This is a genomic window from Indioceanicola profundi (assembly GCF_003568845.1).
Classification (GTDB): domain Bacteria; phylum Pseudomonadota; class Alphaproteobacteria; order Azospirillales; family Azospirillaceae; genus Indioceanicola; species Indioceanicola profundi.
In genome coordinates, this window is sequence record NZ_CP030126.1 from 441,901 (window position 1) to 456,871 (window position 14,971).

Annotated in this window: 13 protein-coding genes; 6 read left to right on the top strand and 7 right to left on the bottom strand. The window is 68.2% G+C overall.

Annotation, left to right across the window (positions count from 1 at the left end; genetic code table 11):
* Positions 1-760: 760 nt before the first annotated feature.
* The 3 genes from DOL89_RS02165 to DOL89_RS02175 are packed head-to-tail and all read left to right on the top strand — an operon-like array spanning position 761 to position 3,517.
* Positions 761-1,165, top strand: coding sequence for an OmpA family protein (locus DOL89_RS02165; protein ID WP_162937275.1), 405 nt, complete (start codon positions 761-763; stop codon positions 1,163-1,165).
* A gap of 52 nt (positions 1,166-1,217) precedes the next feature.
* Complete coding sequence (locus DOL89_RS02170; protein WP_119677672.1) at positions 1,218-2,420, top strand: flagellar motor protein MotA; 1,203 nt, start codon at positions 1,218-1,220, stop codon at positions 2,418-2,420.
* Between the two features lie 14 nt (positions 2,421-2,434).
* The gene (locus tag DOL89_RS02175) at positions 2,435-3,517 is read left to right on the top strand and encodes a peptidoglycan -binding protein (RefSeq protein WP_119677673.1); all 1,083 of its coding nucleotides are present in this window, start codon (positions 2,435-2,437) and stop codon (positions 3,515-3,517) included.
* Between the two features lie 77 nt (positions 3,518-3,594).
* Here DOL89_RS02175 and DOL89_RS02180 read toward each other — a convergent pair whose 3' ends face one another.
* Positions 3,595-4,569: a lipid II:glycine glycyltransferase FemX gene (locus DOL89_RS02180; RefSeq protein ID WP_119677674.1), complete on the bottom strand. Its 975-nt coding sequence runs from the start codon at positions 4,567-4,569 to the stop codon at positions 3,595-3,597.
* Between the two features lie 65 nt (positions 4,570-4,634).
* Here DOL89_RS02180 and epmA point away from each other — a divergent pair, with 65 nt between their 5' ends.
* The 3 genes from epmA (at position 4,635) to DOL89_RS02195 (ending at position 9,226) form a co-directional block, all read left to right on the top strand.
* Positions 4,635-5,687 (top strand): EF-P lysine aminoacylase EpmA, encoded by a 1,053-nt coding sequence (gene epmA / locus DOL89_RS02185; RefSeq protein WP_119677675.1) that lies wholly within the window; start codon positions 4,635-4,637, stop codon positions 5,685-5,687.
* A 143-nt stretch (positions 5,688-5,830) separates the two neighbouring features.
* Complete coding sequence (locus tag DOL89_RS02190; protein ID WP_119677676.1) at positions 5,831-7,063, top strand: GGDEF domain-containing protein; 1,233 nt, start codon at positions 5,831-5,833, stop codon at positions 7,061-7,063.
* Positions 7,064-7,141: 78 nt separating this feature from the next.
* A complete protein-coding gene (locus tag DOL89_RS02195; RefSeq protein ID WP_119677677.1) occupies positions 7,142-9,226 on the top strand; it encodes an AsmA family protein in 2,085 nt (694 codons plus the stop codon).
* A 15-nt stretch (positions 9,227-9,241) separates the two neighbouring features.
* Here the strand turns inward: DOL89_RS02195 and thiE are convergent, their stop codons facing one another.
* The 6 genes from thiE to DOL89_RS02225 all read right to left on the bottom strand — a co-directional run bounded on the left by thiE (position 9,242) and on the right by DOL89_RS02225 (position 14,941).
* Positions 9,242-9,874, bottom strand: a complete 633-nt coding sequence (thiE, locus tag DOL89_RS02200) for a thiamine phosphate synthase (RefSeq protein WP_119677678.1) — start codon at positions 9,872-9,874, stop codon at positions 9,242-9,244.
* An 89-nt stretch (positions 9,875-9,963) separates the two neighbouring features.
* Positions 9,964-11,301 carry an NAD(P)/FAD-dependent oxidoreductase gene (locus DOL89_RS02205; protein ID WP_119677679.1) on the bottom strand — a complete coding sequence of 446 codons (1,338 nt, stop codon included), beginning with the start codon at positions 11,299-11,301 and terminating at the stop codon, positions 9,964-9,966.
* Positions 11,302-11,314: 13 nt separating this feature from the next.
* Entirely contained in the window at positions 11,315-12,769 is a 1,455-nt protein-coding gene (locus DOL89_RS02210) for a cryptochrome/photolyase family protein (RefSeq protein WP_119677680.1), read from the bottom strand.
* Positions 12,770-12,824: 55 nt separating this feature from the next.
* Positions 12,825-13,565 carry a ligase-associated DNA damage response endonuclease PdeM gene (gene pdeM / locus DOL89_RS02215; protein ID WP_119677681.1) on the bottom strand — a complete coding sequence of 247 codons (741 nt, stop codon included), beginning with the start codon at positions 13,563-13,565 and terminating at the stop codon, positions 12,825-12,827.
* Positions 13,566-13,628: 63 nt separating this feature from the next.
* Entirely contained in the window at positions 13,629-14,045 is a 417-nt protein-coding gene (locus DOL89_RS02220; protein ID WP_119677682.1) for a DUF350 domain-containing protein, read from the bottom strand.
* 143 nt (positions 14,046-14,188) lie between these two features.
* A complete protein-coding gene (locus DOL89_RS02225; RefSeq protein ID WP_225889858.1) occupies positions 14,189-14,941 on the bottom strand; it encodes a redoxin domain-containing protein in 753 nt (250 codons plus the stop codon).
* Positions 14,942-14,971 lie beyond the last annotated feature (30 nt).

A 14,971-nucleotide genomic window follows, 5' to 3' on the forward strand; every position in this document is an offset into this window, starting at 1 on the left:
CGGAACGGTGGGGGAGGGCAGGGCCGGCGTCAATCCGGCCGAACGAGTGAGGTAGGACAACCTGATTTTCTTGTTGACCACCCCCTGGCGCGGGCGCACCATCAAACCGTACCGAAGCAAGGGAGGGTGTCATGGAAGACATGGCTCCGCCTCATCAGTAACCGGGCGTGCTCTGCACGAGTGTTTCCGCCGGATCAACAAGGCAGGAGGCTCATTACCCGTATGGCTTCACATCGTGAATTCTGACTGGCTGCTTATGTGTGCCGGTCCTTAACTCGGAATATCCCGGATGTGATCCGGGTGCGGACGTGACGGTACAGGTTTTCCGGTGAATGCCGGACTTGTCCCGTACGTGCCGCCCGCAACAGCCCCCGTGCGCCCTGGTTGCGCCGGGGGCATTTGCGTCCGTGCACGGACGCCGGTCGGACCTAAAGCGTCGGGCCAGCCCGAAAAACCAGCGCCGAGGTTGTAGGTCCGCTATCCCTTGGTCTAGACTTCCCGCGATTTTGCGTCAGCGACATGACGCGGCCACAATCCGGGGGCTTGCTTGGGCACCGTGCAGACGAACCCAGCGATAAATCCCGTCCAATGCCGTCCAGCCTTCATGGGCGCTGTCCTGATTTTTCTGGTTGGAGCCGGCCCGGCGCACGGGCAGCCTGCCCGGCCGGACAGCATCGCTCCGCTGCCGCCCGCCTTCGCCGGTGAGCCCATGCAACTGCCGCCCCCTCCCGGCGCAAGCCTCCGGGAACCATGGCGGGCTGTGGCCCCTGTGACCCCGGTGGTTGCCGCCGCGGCGCCCGGTACGGACGGCGCTCCGTTGCGGGCGGCCGTGGCGGATGCCAGCCTGCGGTTTCCGGCCGGCAGCGCGACGCTTACGCCGGAGGCTGCGGTGCAACTTGACCGGATGGCCGCCCGGCTTCTGTCCAGCCCTTCGGAGCGGCTGGAGCTGCGGGCCTATGCAGCGCCGAGCGGTCATGGGGAAGGGGAGGCGCGCCGCTTGTCCCTGGCCCGTGCCCTGGCCGTCCGCAGCTATCTCCTGGACCGCGGGGTTGAGATGCGCCGCCTGATCGTATACGCCCTGGGCAGCCGCGGGCTGGAAGCGGCGGACGAGCCCGGCCGGGTCCCGCCCGGCGCAGACCGCGTGGACATGTCCGTGACGCCGTGAGTCCAGATTGCGCAATCCTCCACGACACTTGCCCGACAGGCAGTAGCCGAGCATGACCCAAGCCAGCACAGACCGGCGCGGCCCCGCCCCCCAGGGAGAGACGGTCCCGCCCCTCTCGCGTCCGCAGCGCTATCTCACGCGCATGGCCTTGTTCCTGGTCATCGTCCTGGGCGTCGTGGCGGTGCTCCTGCCGGCCATCGAGGATGCATTCGTCGCCAATCCGGGTCTGAACGGGCTGATCCTGTTCGCGCTGATCCTCGGCATCGCCTTCATCTTCCGCCAGGTGCTGATGCTCCGGCCGGAGGTGCAGTGGCTCGAGTCCTTTCAGGCCGGTGATCCGGACCGCGCGCCGCCCCCGCGCCTGCTGGCCCCGATGGCGCGCATGCTGGGGGAGCGGCAGGGTCGCCTGACCCTGTCGGCCGTGACCACCCGGTCCCTGCTGGACGGCGTCGGCTCGCGGTTGGACGAGAGCCGGGAAATCAGCCGCTATCTGATCGGGCTGCTGATCTTCCTGGGCCTGCTCGGCACCTTCTGGGGGCTGTTGCAGACCGTCTCCGCCGTCGGCGGCGTGATCGGCAGGCTGAACATGCAGGGCGACGATGTCGGCGCCATGTTCAGCAATTTGCAGAGCGGGCTGGAAGCGCCGCTGTCCGGCATGGGCACAGCCTTCAGCTCCTCCCTCTTCGGCCTCGCCGGTTCCCTGGTGCTGGGCTTCCTGGAATTGCAGGCGTCCCAGGCGCAGAACCGCTTCTATACCGACCTGGAGGACTGGCTGGCCGGGGCGACCCGTGTTTCCTCCGGCGTGCTGGCGGATGCGGGTGAGGGCGGCGGGTCCGTCCCGGCCTACCTCCAGGCGCTGCTGGAGACGACGGCGGAAAGCATCGAGCGGCTGCAATACACCATGGCATCCGCGGAGGATGGCCGCCGGTCCCAGAACGCGCATCTGATGCAGCTGACGGAGAAGCTGTCGACCCTGACCGACCAGATGCGGGCGGAGCAGCATCTGATGGTGCGGCTGGCCGAGACCCAGATGGAGCTGCGGCCCATCATGGGCCGTCTGGCGGAAGTCCTGTCGGGCGGGATCAGCATCGGCATGGACGAAGCGACGCGCACCCACATCCGCAACCTGGAAATCTATACCGCCCGCCTGCTGGAGGAGGCGACGCAGGGCCGCCAGCAGACGGTGGCGGAGCTGCGCAACGAGATCAAGATCCTGGCCCGCACCATCGCCGCGCTCGGCGACGGCGAGCGGTAGGGCAGGGCGCGGCCATGCCAAGCTTCAGCCGCAGGTCCCAACGGGGGCAGCCGGATGTCTGGCCCGGCTGGGTGGACGCGCTGTCCAGCCTGTTGATGGTCGTCGTCTTCCTGCTCATGGTGTTCGTGCTGGCGCAGTTCTATCTGTCGAACGCGTTGCAGGGCCGCGACCGGGAACTGGCGCGGCTGAACACCCGCATCTCCGAGCTGGCCGACCTGCTGGCGCTGGAGAAGGAGGGGGCGGCCCGCCTCCAGGCCGACATTGCCCAGCTTACCGACCGCCTGCGCACCACCCTGGGCGAGCGGGAGGAATTGCGCGCCTCGCTTGGCGCGATGGCAGCCGAACGCGACCGGCTGGCCGCCCGCATCGTGGAATTGGAGGATGAGGCCGGCGACCGCGCCGCCGAGTTCGCCCAGGCGCGCGGAGCCCTGGAGGAGAGCCTTGCCGCCGAGAAGGAGGTGAGCGCCAAAGCCCGCTCCGAGATCGAGCTGCTGAACCAGCAGATCGCGGCGTTGCGGGAGCAGCTCGCCATGATTTCCGCCCAGCTTGATGCGGCGGAGGCCAAGGCGGCGGAGCAGCAGGCGCAGATCGCCGATCTGGGCCGCCGGCTGAACACGGCCCTGGCCGGAAAGGTGGCGGAGCTGGCCCGCTTCCGCTCCGAATTCTTCGGCCGCCTGCGCGAGGTGCTGGGAGAGCGGCAGGATGTCGCCATCGTGGGCGACCGCTTTGTCTTTCAGTCGGAGTTGCTGTTCGAGAGCGGCAGTGCGGAGCTGGGGCAGGCGGGCCGCGAACGGCTCGCCCAACTGGCGGTGACCCTCAAGGAGATCGGGGCGCGGTTGCCGCAGGATTTGAACTGGATTCTGCGGGTGGATGGCCACACCGACAGCGTACCCATCCGCTCCGGGCGTTGGGCCAGTAACTGGGAGCTGTCCACGGCCCGTGCGGTCAATGTGGTGAAGTTCCTGATCGACCAGGGAATCCCGCCCGAACGGCTGGCTGCAACCGGCTTCGGCGAGTTCCAGCCGCTGGACCAGGGCACCAGCCCGGAGGCGCTGGCCCGCAACCGCCGGCTTGAGATCAAGGTGGACGCGCGCTAACCGGCCATCCCAAGACGTCGCCACCGCATCCGCGGCTTGGCGTTCGCTCCTTCCGTCTGGGTCGAGCTGAGAAGGCCCTACCGCCACACCCCGGCCAGTTCCACCTCTTCCCCGCCCATTCCACGCTTGAAGGATGTCACGCCGGGCGCTTGATCGGGCAGCAGCCCGCCCAGGTCCAGCCAGTGGCGGCCCTGGGCTTTCAGCTCCAGGGCGGCGCGCCAGAGCAGCAGATTATGCGCGCGGGTGCGGCGGCCGATCTCGCCGGTCCAGCCGACCTGATAGGTCGCGGCCAGCCCGTGACCCAGCATCAGGATGCCAGCCGCGTCCTGCCCGTCCTTGGTTGCCCGCATCACCAGGATGTCGCCGTCCTTGTGCATGGCTGTGCGCAGGCGGGTCAGGAGGGCGGGCGAGGGGCCGCGGTAACCCTTGGCAGCCTTGTCGGCCATGTATCTTTCCGTCAGCCAGGGCAGGAGGCTGGAACCGTCCCGGTCGGTCTCCACCGTCAGCCCGACACGTTCGGCCTGATTGAGGGCATTGCGCCACTTCTGCGCCAGGCCGGCGCGCAGCTCAGCCTCGGTGCGGGACAGATCCAGCCAGACGGTGCGGTACCCCGGCCCCTTGTCCCGCCGCCATCCGGCCCAGCGCAACATGGCTTCGGTTTCTTCTCCCGCCGGCAACTCCGGCACGATGGCGGTCCAGCGCAGCAGGCCCGTGGGGTAGGCCTGACGCAGGACCTGCATCACGCTGGCGAGCACGGCGGATTTCGCCGCCTCCGGCCGGATCAGCGGGCCGCGGTGCAACCTCGCCACGCGGACGGCGCCCAGAAACCTCTTCTCCATCATCACGATCAGCCCGATAGGCTGATCCTCCAGTTCGATTACGCCCAGGCGCGGGCTCCATTTCTCGGTCGTGAGCATGGCGGCCGCATAGCCGAATCCCTGTGTCAGCGTGCTTCGTGGCGTCAGCTTCATCAGCCGGTACCATTCGGGCACACTGCCCACATCCCAGACGATGCGGATGGAAGGGGAACGGGAGGAGGAGGGAGTCGACATGGATGCGTCAGGCTGCGTATGGATGCACTCTGCCCGCGCGCCCCGCTGCTTGTCGAGTTCCGACCATGTCCGCACCGCCCCGCCTGCCCTGGTGGCATCCCGAAGCCTTCGCCCGCCGCCGGCCCCATCTGCGTACCCGCGGCGCCGTGACCCGGGCCATGCGCGCCTGGTTCGAGGGAGAGGGGTTCGCGGAGGTGGAAACGCCGGCGCTCCAGATATCCCCCGGCCTGGAGGTGCATCTCCAGGCCTTCGCGACGGAACTGGTGGGACCGCATCCCGACGACAGGATGCGCCTGCACCTGCATACCAGCCCGGAATTCGCCATGAAGAAGCTGCTGGCGGCGGGGGAGCCGCGCATCTTCCAACTGGCCCATGTCTACCGGAACGGTGAGCGGTCGCCGACGCATCATCCGGAGTTCACCATGCTGGAATGGTACCGGGCCGGGGCCGGCTACCATGAGCTGATGGTGGACTGCATCGCGCTGACCCGTGCCGCCTGCAGCACCGCCGGCGCGGACATGCTGCGCTGGAAAGGCCATGCCGCCGACCCTTTCGGCGAGTGGGAGGTATTGAGCGTCCAGGACGCCTTCCTCCGTCATGCCGGGGTGGACCTGCTGGCGACCGCTCCCGACCCGCTGAAGCCTGACCGGACCCTGCTGGCGGCGGAGGCGGAGCGCATCGGCATCCGCACCGCAGAGAGCGACACATGGGAGGATTTGTTCTTCCGCATCAGCCTGGAGCGGATCGAACCCTTCCTCGGCTTCGGCAGGCCGACCTTCCTGACCGACTATCCCGTCTCCATGGCCGCCCTGGCCCGTGCCAAGCCGGAGGACCCGCGGGTCGCCGAGCGGTTCGAGCTTTATGCCTGCGGCGTCGAGCTGGCCAATGCGTTTGGCGAACTCACCGATCCGCAGGTCCAGCGCCGCCGGTTCGAGGCCGATATGGCGGAGAAGGAGCGGCTCTATGGGGAGCGCTATCCGCTGGATGAGGAGTTCCTGGAAGCCCTTTCCCTGATGCCCGACAGCGCCGGGATCGCTCTGGGCTTCGACCGGCTGGTGATGCTGGTCGCCGGGGCGGAGCGGATCGAGGACGTGCTCTGGGCGCCGGTGGCGGGATAGCCCTTTTCGAACTATAGGAGTAGCCACTCGATCCCTGTGGCAGTTCTGCCGCTACCCATGATAAAGAGTTGTTTACCAAGCCCGGACAGCATGAATTCGGGAATAGGGGCGGGGGAGAAGCGGTGGGGCTGGGCAGCAGGCTCATGTGGCGGCGTTTTCTCGGCCGTCTCGACGTCCGATCCAAGTCGGACGGAGCCATTGCATTCTGCGCACGGGCGCAGATCAGCGGCGGCGCTACCCAGGGTCTGGTCGCAGTGCTCACCTGCATCATCTTCTGGGAGGGGGGAGACGGCCCTCTCCTGCTGGGATGGACCCTTGCCGTCACCGTGATGTCGCTGTTCCGCTCCCTGTCCTCCGTCTGGCTGCTGCGGAACATGGGGAACCGTCGGTCGGCGGGCATATGGGGCCGCGCCAACGAGGTGAATTTCCTGTTCCAAGGGATGGCCTGGGCATCGCTGGCCTGGATGCCCTATGACGGCCAGGATTTCGGCGCCCTGTTCCTGGTGTTCTTCATCCCCATGGGGATCGTGGCGGCGGCCACCCACAATCTCAGCGCTCTGCCGCTCGGCCTTGCGGCGCTGTCCTATCCCATCGCCATCAGCCACTTCTTCGGCGGATTGTTCCTTCTTGGCGGGCCGACCGGCCTGCTACTGGCCATCTGCGCGGTGATCTACATCGTCGTGACCACGGCTGGCGCGCATATGAGCAACGCCACTCTGGTGAACGAATGCCGGCTGACCCGTATCAACAACTTCATCGCCGCCCGCTCCCGCGCCACGGTGCAGGAACTGCGCGAGGTGCAGAGCCGGCTGATGGAGGCGAACCGCCGGCTGGAGCAGCTGGCGAGCCACGATCCGCTGACCGGCCTTGCCAACCGCCGCGCGCTGATGGAGCGGCTGGAGCAGGAGCGGGCGCGGTCCAGCCGGACGGGCAGCGGCTTCAGCCTGCTGCTGATCGACCTCGACCACTTCAAGGCGGTGAATGACGGCAACGGCCATCAGGTCGGCGATGCGGTGCTGGAGGAAGCGGCGCGGCGCATCTCCGAAGGACTCCGCGCCAGCGATCTGGCCGCCCGCCATGGCGGGGAGGAGTTCGCCGTTCTGCTGGCCGAAACAGGGTTGGCCGACGCGGTGACGGTGGCCGAACGTATCCGCGCCCGCTTGCGGGACGGGTCGATCCAGGTCTGCGACAGCTCCGTCCACATCACCGGCAGCATCGGCGTGGCCGCCTGGCAGGGAGATCGCGACCGGGTGGACGCCATCATGTCCCGTGCCGATCAGGCGCTCTACGCCGCAAAGGCGCTGGGCCGCGACCGGGTGGAGCTGGCCGAAGCCCCTGCGATAATGCCCCGGCAGATCCTGGCTTCCAGCCCCTGACACACTTCCGCCCATGGCGGGGAACCCGCGAAACGGGGGCCTGTTGAGCCTGTCCGTTTCCTTGAGGTTTTGCCTGCCATGGCCCGTGTTCTACGCTGGGTCGCGATCATCTTCTCCGGGCTGGTTGTGCTCGCGGTCGCGGCATTCTTCATGATCGACTGGAACCGGGCCGGGGACTGGGCCGCGGATCGCCTGACCCAGATGACCGGCCGCGAGTTCGCCATCAATGGCGATGTGGATATCGACTGGTCCTGGTCGCCCCGGATCACTGTCAACGACATCACCATCGCCAACGAGCCGTGGGGGACGGAACCCCTGATGGCCGCGATCCAGCGGGTGGAGGCGGTGGTGCGCATCCCGCCCCTGCTGCGTGGCCGGCTGGAACTGCCGGAAGTCTCGGTGACCCGGCCCCAGGTGCTGCTGGAGATGAACGAGCAGGGGGAGGGCAACTGGAACCTGAACAGCGCCCCTGCCGAAGCCGCCACCCCGACGGAGCGGGAAGATGTGCCGGTCCTGGGCCGGCTGGTCATCGCGGATGGCGAGCTGACATTCCGCGATCCCACGAAGGACGTGAATGTCACCAGTCGCGTGGACACGGTGGGCCAGGGCGGTGACGGCGAAGGCAATATGAACATCAAGGGCGAGGGCACGCTGGCCGGCAAACCCCTGCGGGTGGAGCTGACCGCCGGCCCCATCCTGATGCTGCGTGAGACGGAGGAGCCCTATCCCGTCGACCTGCGCGTAGAGGCGGGCGGCACCAAGGTGGCCCTGGTGGGCACCTTCAAGGAGCCGGTCCAGCTCCAGGGCGCCGATCTGAAGCTGGACCTGTCGGGTCCGAATCTGGCAGAGATCTTCCCGCTGTTCGGCATCCCGACCCCGGTGACGGATGCCTACAGCCTCGCCGGCCAGGTCCGGCGCGAGGGCAATCTTTGGCAGGTGGAGAATCTGGCCGGCAAGGTGGGGCAGAGCGACCTGTCCGGCTGGATGAGCCTGGAACCGAAGGAGCCGCGTCCTCTCATCCGCGCCGAGCTGGCTTCGAACACGCTGCGGCTGGAGGACCTTGGCGGTCTCGTCGGCGTCTCGCCCGGCGACCATGCCAAGCAGGGGGAGCCGCCTGCGGCCGACAACAAACTGCTGCCCGACATGCCGATCGAGACAGAACGGCTGAAGGCCGCCGACATGGATGTGAGCTACAAGGGCGGCGACGTACAGGTCCCTGTTCTGCCCCTGCGGGAGGTGGCGTTCCGTCTGAGACTGGAGAACGGGCGCGCCATCATGGACCCGCTACAGCTCCAGGCGGAAATCGGACGTATCGCCGGGCGCGCCATGCTGGACGGCAGCGGGGAGATACCCGTAGCCGACTTCGACATCAACATCAGCGGCGTCGGGCTGAAGCCCTTCTTCGCCGGCACGCGGTTCGAGAACGACACCGAAGGCACCGTGGTCGGACGTGTCCGTCTCAAGGGCCAGGGCGAATCCCTGGCGGCCATCCTGGGCCAGTCGAATGGCGAGATGGCCATGGTGATCGACAGCGGCCGGATGAGCAGCCTGCTGATCGAGGCGGCCGGCGTGGATATCGCCGAGGCGCTGGCCGATCTGATCGGCGACGACGAGGCGGTGCCCATCCGTTGCGGCGTCTGGGACATGGGGGTGAAGCAGGGCGTGATGCAGTCCCGCGCCTTCGTGCTTGACACCGAGGATACGAATATCGGCGGCAACCTGACCCTGAACCTGAAGTCGGAGGAGATCGACGCCCGCATCCTGGCGGAGCCCAAGGATGCCAGCCCGCTGGCCGCGCGCGTCCCTGTCACCGTGGGCGGAACCCTGACCTCTCCCAAGATCGGGGTGGAGGCGGAGGGTCTGGCCGCCCGTGGCGCGGCCGCCGTGGTGTTGGGCGTCGTCGCGACTCCGCTGGCAGCCGTGCTGCCCTTCATCGATACCGGCGGCGGGGAGAACAGCCCCTGCGGGACCCTGATCCGCGAGGCGAAGAAGCCTGGCGCCGACGGCAGCCCGACCGGGAATGCCGGAGCCAGCGAGAAGGAGCAGGAAAGCGCCGATACGGATGAGGGCGGTGAAGAGAGCGGGAATAACGAGGACAGCGGAAACGAGGAGGACAGCGGGAACAGCGACGACAACAGCGGGAATGACGGGGAGGAGAATTGAGCCGACCCTGCCGCCTCAGCCGGCATGTTCCTCGAACAGCGCGTTGAAGGCCTTCACCGCCGCGGCCGGCCCGCCCGGATGGGCCCAGACCCCGGCGCAGACGGCCAGGAAATCGGCTCCGGCCCGGACCAGGACGGGCGCGTTCTCCACCGTGATGCCGCCGATGGCGACGCAGGGCACCTCCATCATCTCCTGCCACCAGGTCAGGATGTCCGGCTCCGCCTTTGCCTTGGCTTCCTTGGTCAGGGTAGGGAAGAAGGCGCCGAAGGCGACATAATCCGCCCCGGCCTCCCCGGCCTCCATGGCCAGATGACGGCTGTCATGGCAGGTGACTCCGACGATGGCGTTCGCTCCCACCAGCTTGCGCGCCTGGACATAAGGCGCGTCTTCCTGCCCGACATGCACCCCGTCGCATCCCGTTGCGGCGGCCAGATCGGCCCGGTCGTTCAGGATGAAGGCGACATCGCGCGACTGCGCCACCGGCCGCAGCACATCCACTGCCCGCCGGATGGCATCGTCATCGACGCCTTTCAGCCGCAACTGCACCGACGCCACATCCCCAGCATCCAGCGCTGCCGCCAGCTTGGGCGCGAAGGAGGCCGGGTCGATGTCCGACGGGGTGATCAGGTAGAGGCGGCAGTCGGTCATGGGAGCGGCGGTCTTTCAAGAACGGAACCAGTCGCCGCACCTCTACCCCGAACCGGGCCGGGATGTCACCGGGGGCGTGACTACGACGGTCAGCCCACGACCTCCCGCTCCCTCGGGTCGGGCCTTGCGTTGCGGCCGGCGGGGGAGAGGTCGAGGAGGGTCCAGGGGCGGCGGTGGCCGCCGAGCGCCTCGGCAACGGCGAGGCCGGCGGAAAGCCCGTCCTCATGGAAGCCGTAGCCCATATAGGCGCCGCAGAACCAGATACGGTCACGGCCCTGGATGCGGCCGATGCGGGCCTGGGCGCGGATGGCGGGGCCGTCCAGCATGGGCTGGTCGTAGATGAACTCCCGGAGCTTCAGCTCCTGCCGCGGTTCCTGGATCGGGTTCAGGGTCAGAAACAGGGGACTGCGGCGGTCGATGTTCTGGAGCGCGTTCATCCAGTAGGTGATGGAGACCTTGGCCGCCCGCTCCCGCGTGGCGTTGGCGAGGTAGTTCCAGCTCGACCACGCTTTCGGCCGCACCGGCATCAGCGCCGGGTCGCGGTGTAGCACGGCCCGGTTGGAGATGGAGCGGAACGCGCCCAGCACTTGCTTCTCCTCCTCCGTCGCATCGGCCAGCAGGGCCAGCGCCTGATCGGCATGGGTGGCGACGACGACGTGGTCGTAGGTGGCGGACAGGCCCTCGGCATCCGCCACGGTGACTCCGCCGGGACCGCGGATCAGGGCGCTGATGGCGCGGCCGGTGTGGACGGGGCCGCGCAGTTCCGCCAGCAGGCGGCTGACATATTCCCGGCTGCCGCCGCGCACGGTGCGCCATTGCGGCCGCGCCTTCAGCTTCAGAAGACCGTGATTGTGGAAGAAGCGGACGAAGCTCTGCGCCGGGAAGGCCAGCATGTCCGCCACCGTGCCGGACCAGATGGCCGCACCCATGGGAAGCAGGTGGTCGTAGATGAAGCGGTGCCCGTAGCTCTGCTGCACCAGGAACTCGCCCAGCGTCAGGTCGGCGCGGTCGGGGTCGGCCAGAAGCTTGGGCGCTACCTTGTAGAAACGCAGTATGTCCCGCAGCATCAGGTGATAGCCGGGGGAGAGCAGATTGCGCTTCTGCGCGAACATGCCGGCCACATTCCGCCCGGCATATTCCAGCCGCCCCCGGTCCACCGATACGGCGAAGGACATGCTGCACCGGTCGGTCGGCACCTGCAGATGGTCGAACAGGGCGGTCAGGTTGGGGTAGGTGGATTCGTTGTAGACGATGAAGCCGGCATCCACCGGAACGGCACGGCCGCCGATGCCTGGGGCCTCCACCGTATTGGCGTGGCCGCCGGCACGCCGGTTCTGCTCATAGACCGCGACCTCATGCCCGGCACGGTTGAGCAGCCAGGCAGCGCCGAGGCCGGAGATTCCGGCGCCGATCACGGCGATCCTCATGACTCCTGCCCCTTCACTCGTCCTGCGGTTCCTTGATCCTGGCATAGGCGGCCAGCGCCCGCTCCCGCCCCTTGCCAAGCTCCACAACGGGAAGCGGATAGGTCTGTCCCAGCGCGACCCCTGCTTGACACAGCACCTCCGCCGGGGCGTCCCACGGTGCGTGGATATGGCGGCTGGGCAGACGGCTCAATTCCGGCACCCAGCGGCGGACATAGTTGCCGTCGGGATCGAACTTGCGGCCCTGGAGCGTGGGGTTGAACACGCGGAAATAAGGAGCGGCGTCCGCACCGCAGCCGGCGATCCACTGCCAGCCAGCGGCGTTGTTCGCCAGATCCGCATCCACCAGCGTGTCCCAGAACCAGTCCTGCCCCTCCTGCCAGGGCAGCAGCAGATGCTTCACCAGGACGGAGCCGACGATCATGCGCACACGGTTGTGCATCCAGCCCGTCCGCCAGAGCTGGCGAAGGCCGGCATCCACGATGGGATAGCCCGTCCGGCCCTGCTTCCAGGCCGCCAGCGCCTTGTCGTCCTTGCACCACGGAAACGCCTCGAAGCGGGGGTTGAGGGGCCGGTCCGGCAGTTGGGGAAAGTGATAGAGAAGGTTGTAGCAGAAATCCCGCCAGACGACCTCCCGCAGAAAGGACATGACGCCTTCCGCGCAGTCCGGACGGCGGGCGGCCAGCGCCATGGCCGCGTGCCAGACCTGCCGTGGGGAAATCTCGCCATGGCGCAGATGGGGGGAAAGGCGGCTGGTTCCGTCCAGGGCGGGCAGGTCGCGACTCTTGGCATAGTCGCGGCACAGATGCTCCAGAAAGGCGGAAAGGCGCGCCTGCGCCCACTCCTCCCCCGGCGCCCAGCTTTCCCGAATGCCACTGGCCCAGTCCGGCCCGGTAGGCAACAGGCCCCAGTCGCAGAGGGTGTCGGAGGCGGGGAGGCTGGCCGGCGTCGGAATGCAGTCAGGTGCGGGGAGCGGGGCGGCCGGCTCCGGCCCGCCGGTCACGGCGCGCCAATAGGGGGTAAAGACTCGGTAGGGCGTGCCGCCGCCGGTCAGGATGGTCCAGGGTTCGTTCAGCAGGCTGCCGGGGCAGCATTTCGCCTCGATTCCCTGGGCAGTGAGGGACTGCTTGATCGCGGAATCGCGCTCGACGCTCCAGGGCTCGTAGCAGCGGTTCCAGACCACGGCCCCGGCTCCGGTCTCCGCCGCCAGATCATGGATCACCGCATCCGCCGGCCCGCGGCGCAGGATCAGGGGGGCTCCGCGCCGCTTCAGCCCACCGGCCAGGGCGGCGAGGCTGTGATGCAGCCACCAGCGCGAAGCAGCACCCGGCCGCCATCGCCCAGGCGTGACATCGTCCAGGATGAAGACCGGCAGCACCGGCCGGCCGCTGTCCACGGCATGGGTCAAGGCGGGATTGTCGGCAAGGCGAAGGTCCTGCCGGAACCAGAGTAGGATGGGGGAGGGCGACATCGGCGGGCTGGGCTGGAAAAAGCAGCCAGAAAGGATGTGTGGCCTTCCGCCCGCGTCAATCCCGGCCCGGCGCTTTTACGCGGATGGTGCGCGCCGGAGCGGATGCGCGCGCGGCATGGGCGGGCAGGGCGAGGCGGCTGCGGGGGAAGCAATGGACCTTGTCCTGCCCCAGCATCCAGACCCGGAGGTTCGGCCCGAACAGCCCGGCCATGGCCGGGTCCAGCACGTTCAGCCCGCCGGCATACGCCCCGAAGGCGGGAAGGATCAGGCGGTTCGCATCGGCGGCGAAGCAGCGGGCGGTGACCCGGCGGGCGCGGGTATCGACGCTGGCTTTCGGATGGTAATGGCCGGAAATCTCGCCCGCCACGGAGCCGGCGGTCAGGGCTTCGTGGCGCAGGACCAGCGGACCTTCCGCTACCTCCTCAGCAACGTTGCCGCCCCAGCCATCGGGCGGGGCGGGGTCGTGGTTGCCGGCGATCCACAACCAGTCGTGGGCAGCGGTCAGGGCGGCGATTCTGCTGCCGTCCTGGGCCGACACGCGCTCCGCCGCCTTCCTGTCGTGGAAGCTGTCGCCGAGGCAGATGACCCGGCGCGGGCGCAGCCGCAGGCATGCCTCCTCCAGCCGGGCCAGGGTGGCGCCGGTGTCGTAGGGCGGCAGCAGCGTTCCGCGCGCGGCAAGGCCGGAGCCCTTTTCCAGATGCAGGTCGGCCACCACCAGCCAGCCCCGCTCCGCCCACAGCAATGCGCCGGACAGGTCGGGCAGCAGCCGGGCACCATTCAACAGGATCTCGTTCATGATCCTGTTTGGAACATATCCGGAACGGTGCCGCAAGCGATGCGGTGACGCAATTCCGGTGGGTCAGTACCCACCCAGGCTGGCGGAGTTGATCAGCCCGACGGCCAGGGCGATGCCGCCCAGCAGGATGCCATAGGCGACCCGGTCCTCCTCGATCCCGCTGCGGAGATGGCCGACGATGCGCCAGGCGACCAGCAGGCCGGCAAGCTGGCCCAACAGCACGGTAACGCCCCAGATCACCATGTCGGGGAAGGTGCCGGCGCTGGAGGCCACGGCATGCAGCGGCAGGGTGAAGCCCACCAGCACCCCGGCGAAGGAAATGGCGGCGGCGTTGTTGCCGTCGCGGATCAGGCGGATTTCCTTGAAGGGCGTGATCCAGAGATAGACGGCCAGGATCACCGCCAGCAGCAAGGCGAGCGAGCCCGCATAGGCCAGGTAGTTGAGGATGTTGGACAGGCTGTAGGCTAGCAGTTCTCTCATGGGCTCCCCGCATCCGCCGGCTGTGACGGCGGGCGATTGGTCGCCGGAGAGGACGGGCTTGTCAAGCGGGTGGGGACGCAGCCCCAACTTGTCATGGAAAGCCCGCCATCCCGGCTTGACGCGGGATGGCGGGCGGCAGGCGCTTACGCCGTGGTCTTGGAGTATTTGATGGTGCAGCCATAGGCCTGGTTGGTGGCGTTCTGGACGGGGCTGCCCTCCAGCACGGCCAGGGCCGCATTGCGGAACAGGGGCTCGGCCTTGGCGATGTCCTCCTGCTTGGCGCTGCGGATGCTGTCGATGGCGCCATTGTAGAGCAGGGTGCCGTCGGTTCCGATCACATACATGTGCGGGGTGACCTTGGCGTCATAGGCGCGGCCGATCTCCCCCGTCGGGTCCAGGATTTTGTGGCTGGCGTTCCAGCCCTCCTCGCTGAAGCGGGCCTGCGCCTCCTCCGGCGAGACATAGCCCTGCTCCCCCTCCGCGCTGGAGACGATGGTCAGCCAGACCACGCCCTTGTCCGTCATCTCCTTCTGCAGGGCCTGCATATTGCCGCTGTCATAGTGCTTGCGCACGAAGGGGCAGCCATTGTTGCTCCACTCCAGCACCACGACCTTGCCCTTCAGGTCGGACAGGCTGACCGTCTTGCCGAACATGTCGGTGCCGGTGAAGCCGGGCGCGGGCGCACCTACGGCGCCGGGAGCCGCGGCCAGAGCCGGGCGCGTCAGGCCGGTCAGAACGCCGGCCCCGCCGGCGGTCAGCGCAACGCCGCCGGCCGCGGTAAGCGCGGTGCGGGTCAGGAACCCACGGCGGGACAAAGGAGAGGTGGGCACAGGCGGGATGGGACGGGAAGTGCGCATCGCTCTGCTCTCCAGCAGGTTGGGGACGGTACTCGACATGGTGCCGCCCCCAGCGCGTGTCAAACCCCG

Coding starts and splice junctions, on each gene's coding strand:
- DOL89_RS02170 (WP_119677672.1), top strand. CDS start 1,218: ATGACCCAAGCCAGCACAGACCGGCGCGGCCCCGCCCCCCAGGGAGAG.
- DOL89_RS02175 (WP_119677673.1), top strand. CDS start 2,435: ATGCCAAGCTTCAGCCGCAGGTCCCAACGGGGGCAGCCGGATGTCTGG.
- DOL89_RS02180 (WP_119677674.1), bottom strand. CDS start 4,569: ATGTCGACTCCCTCCTCCTCCCGTTCCCCTTCCATCCGCATCGTCTGG.
- epmA (WP_119677675.1), top strand. CDS start 4,635: ATGTCCGCACCGCCCCGCCTGCCCTGGTGGCATCCCGAAGCCTTCGCC.
- DOL89_RS02190 (WP_119677676.1), top strand. CDS start 5,831: ATGTGGCGGCGTTTTCTCGGCCGTCTCGACGTCCGATCCAAGTCGGAC.
- DOL89_RS02195 (WP_119677677.1), top strand. CDS start 7,142: ATGGCCCGTGTTCTACGCTGGGTCGCGATCATCTTCTCCGGGCTGGTT.
- thiE (WP_119677678.1), bottom strand. CDS start 9,874: ATGACCGACTGCCGCCTCTACCTGATCACCCCGTCGGACATCGACCCG.
- DOL89_RS02205 (WP_119677679.1), bottom strand. CDS start 11,301: ATGAGGATCGCCGTGATCGGCGCCGGAATCTCCGGCCTCGGCGCTGCC.
- DOL89_RS02210 (WP_119677680.1), bottom strand. CDS start 12,769: ATGTCGCCCTCCCCCATCCTACTCTGGTTCCGGCAGGACCTTCGCCTT.
- pdeM (WP_119677681.1), bottom strand. CDS start 13,565: ATGAACGAGATCCTGTTGAATGGTGCCCGGCTGCTGCCCGACCTGTCC.
- DOL89_RS02220 (WP_119677682.1), bottom strand. CDS start 14,045: ATGAGAGAACTGCTAGCCTACAGCCTGTCCAACATCCTCAACTACCTG.
- DOL89_RS02225 (WP_225889858.1), bottom strand. CDS start 14,941: ATGTCGAGTACCGTCCCCAACCTGCTGGAGAGCAGAGCGATGCGCACT.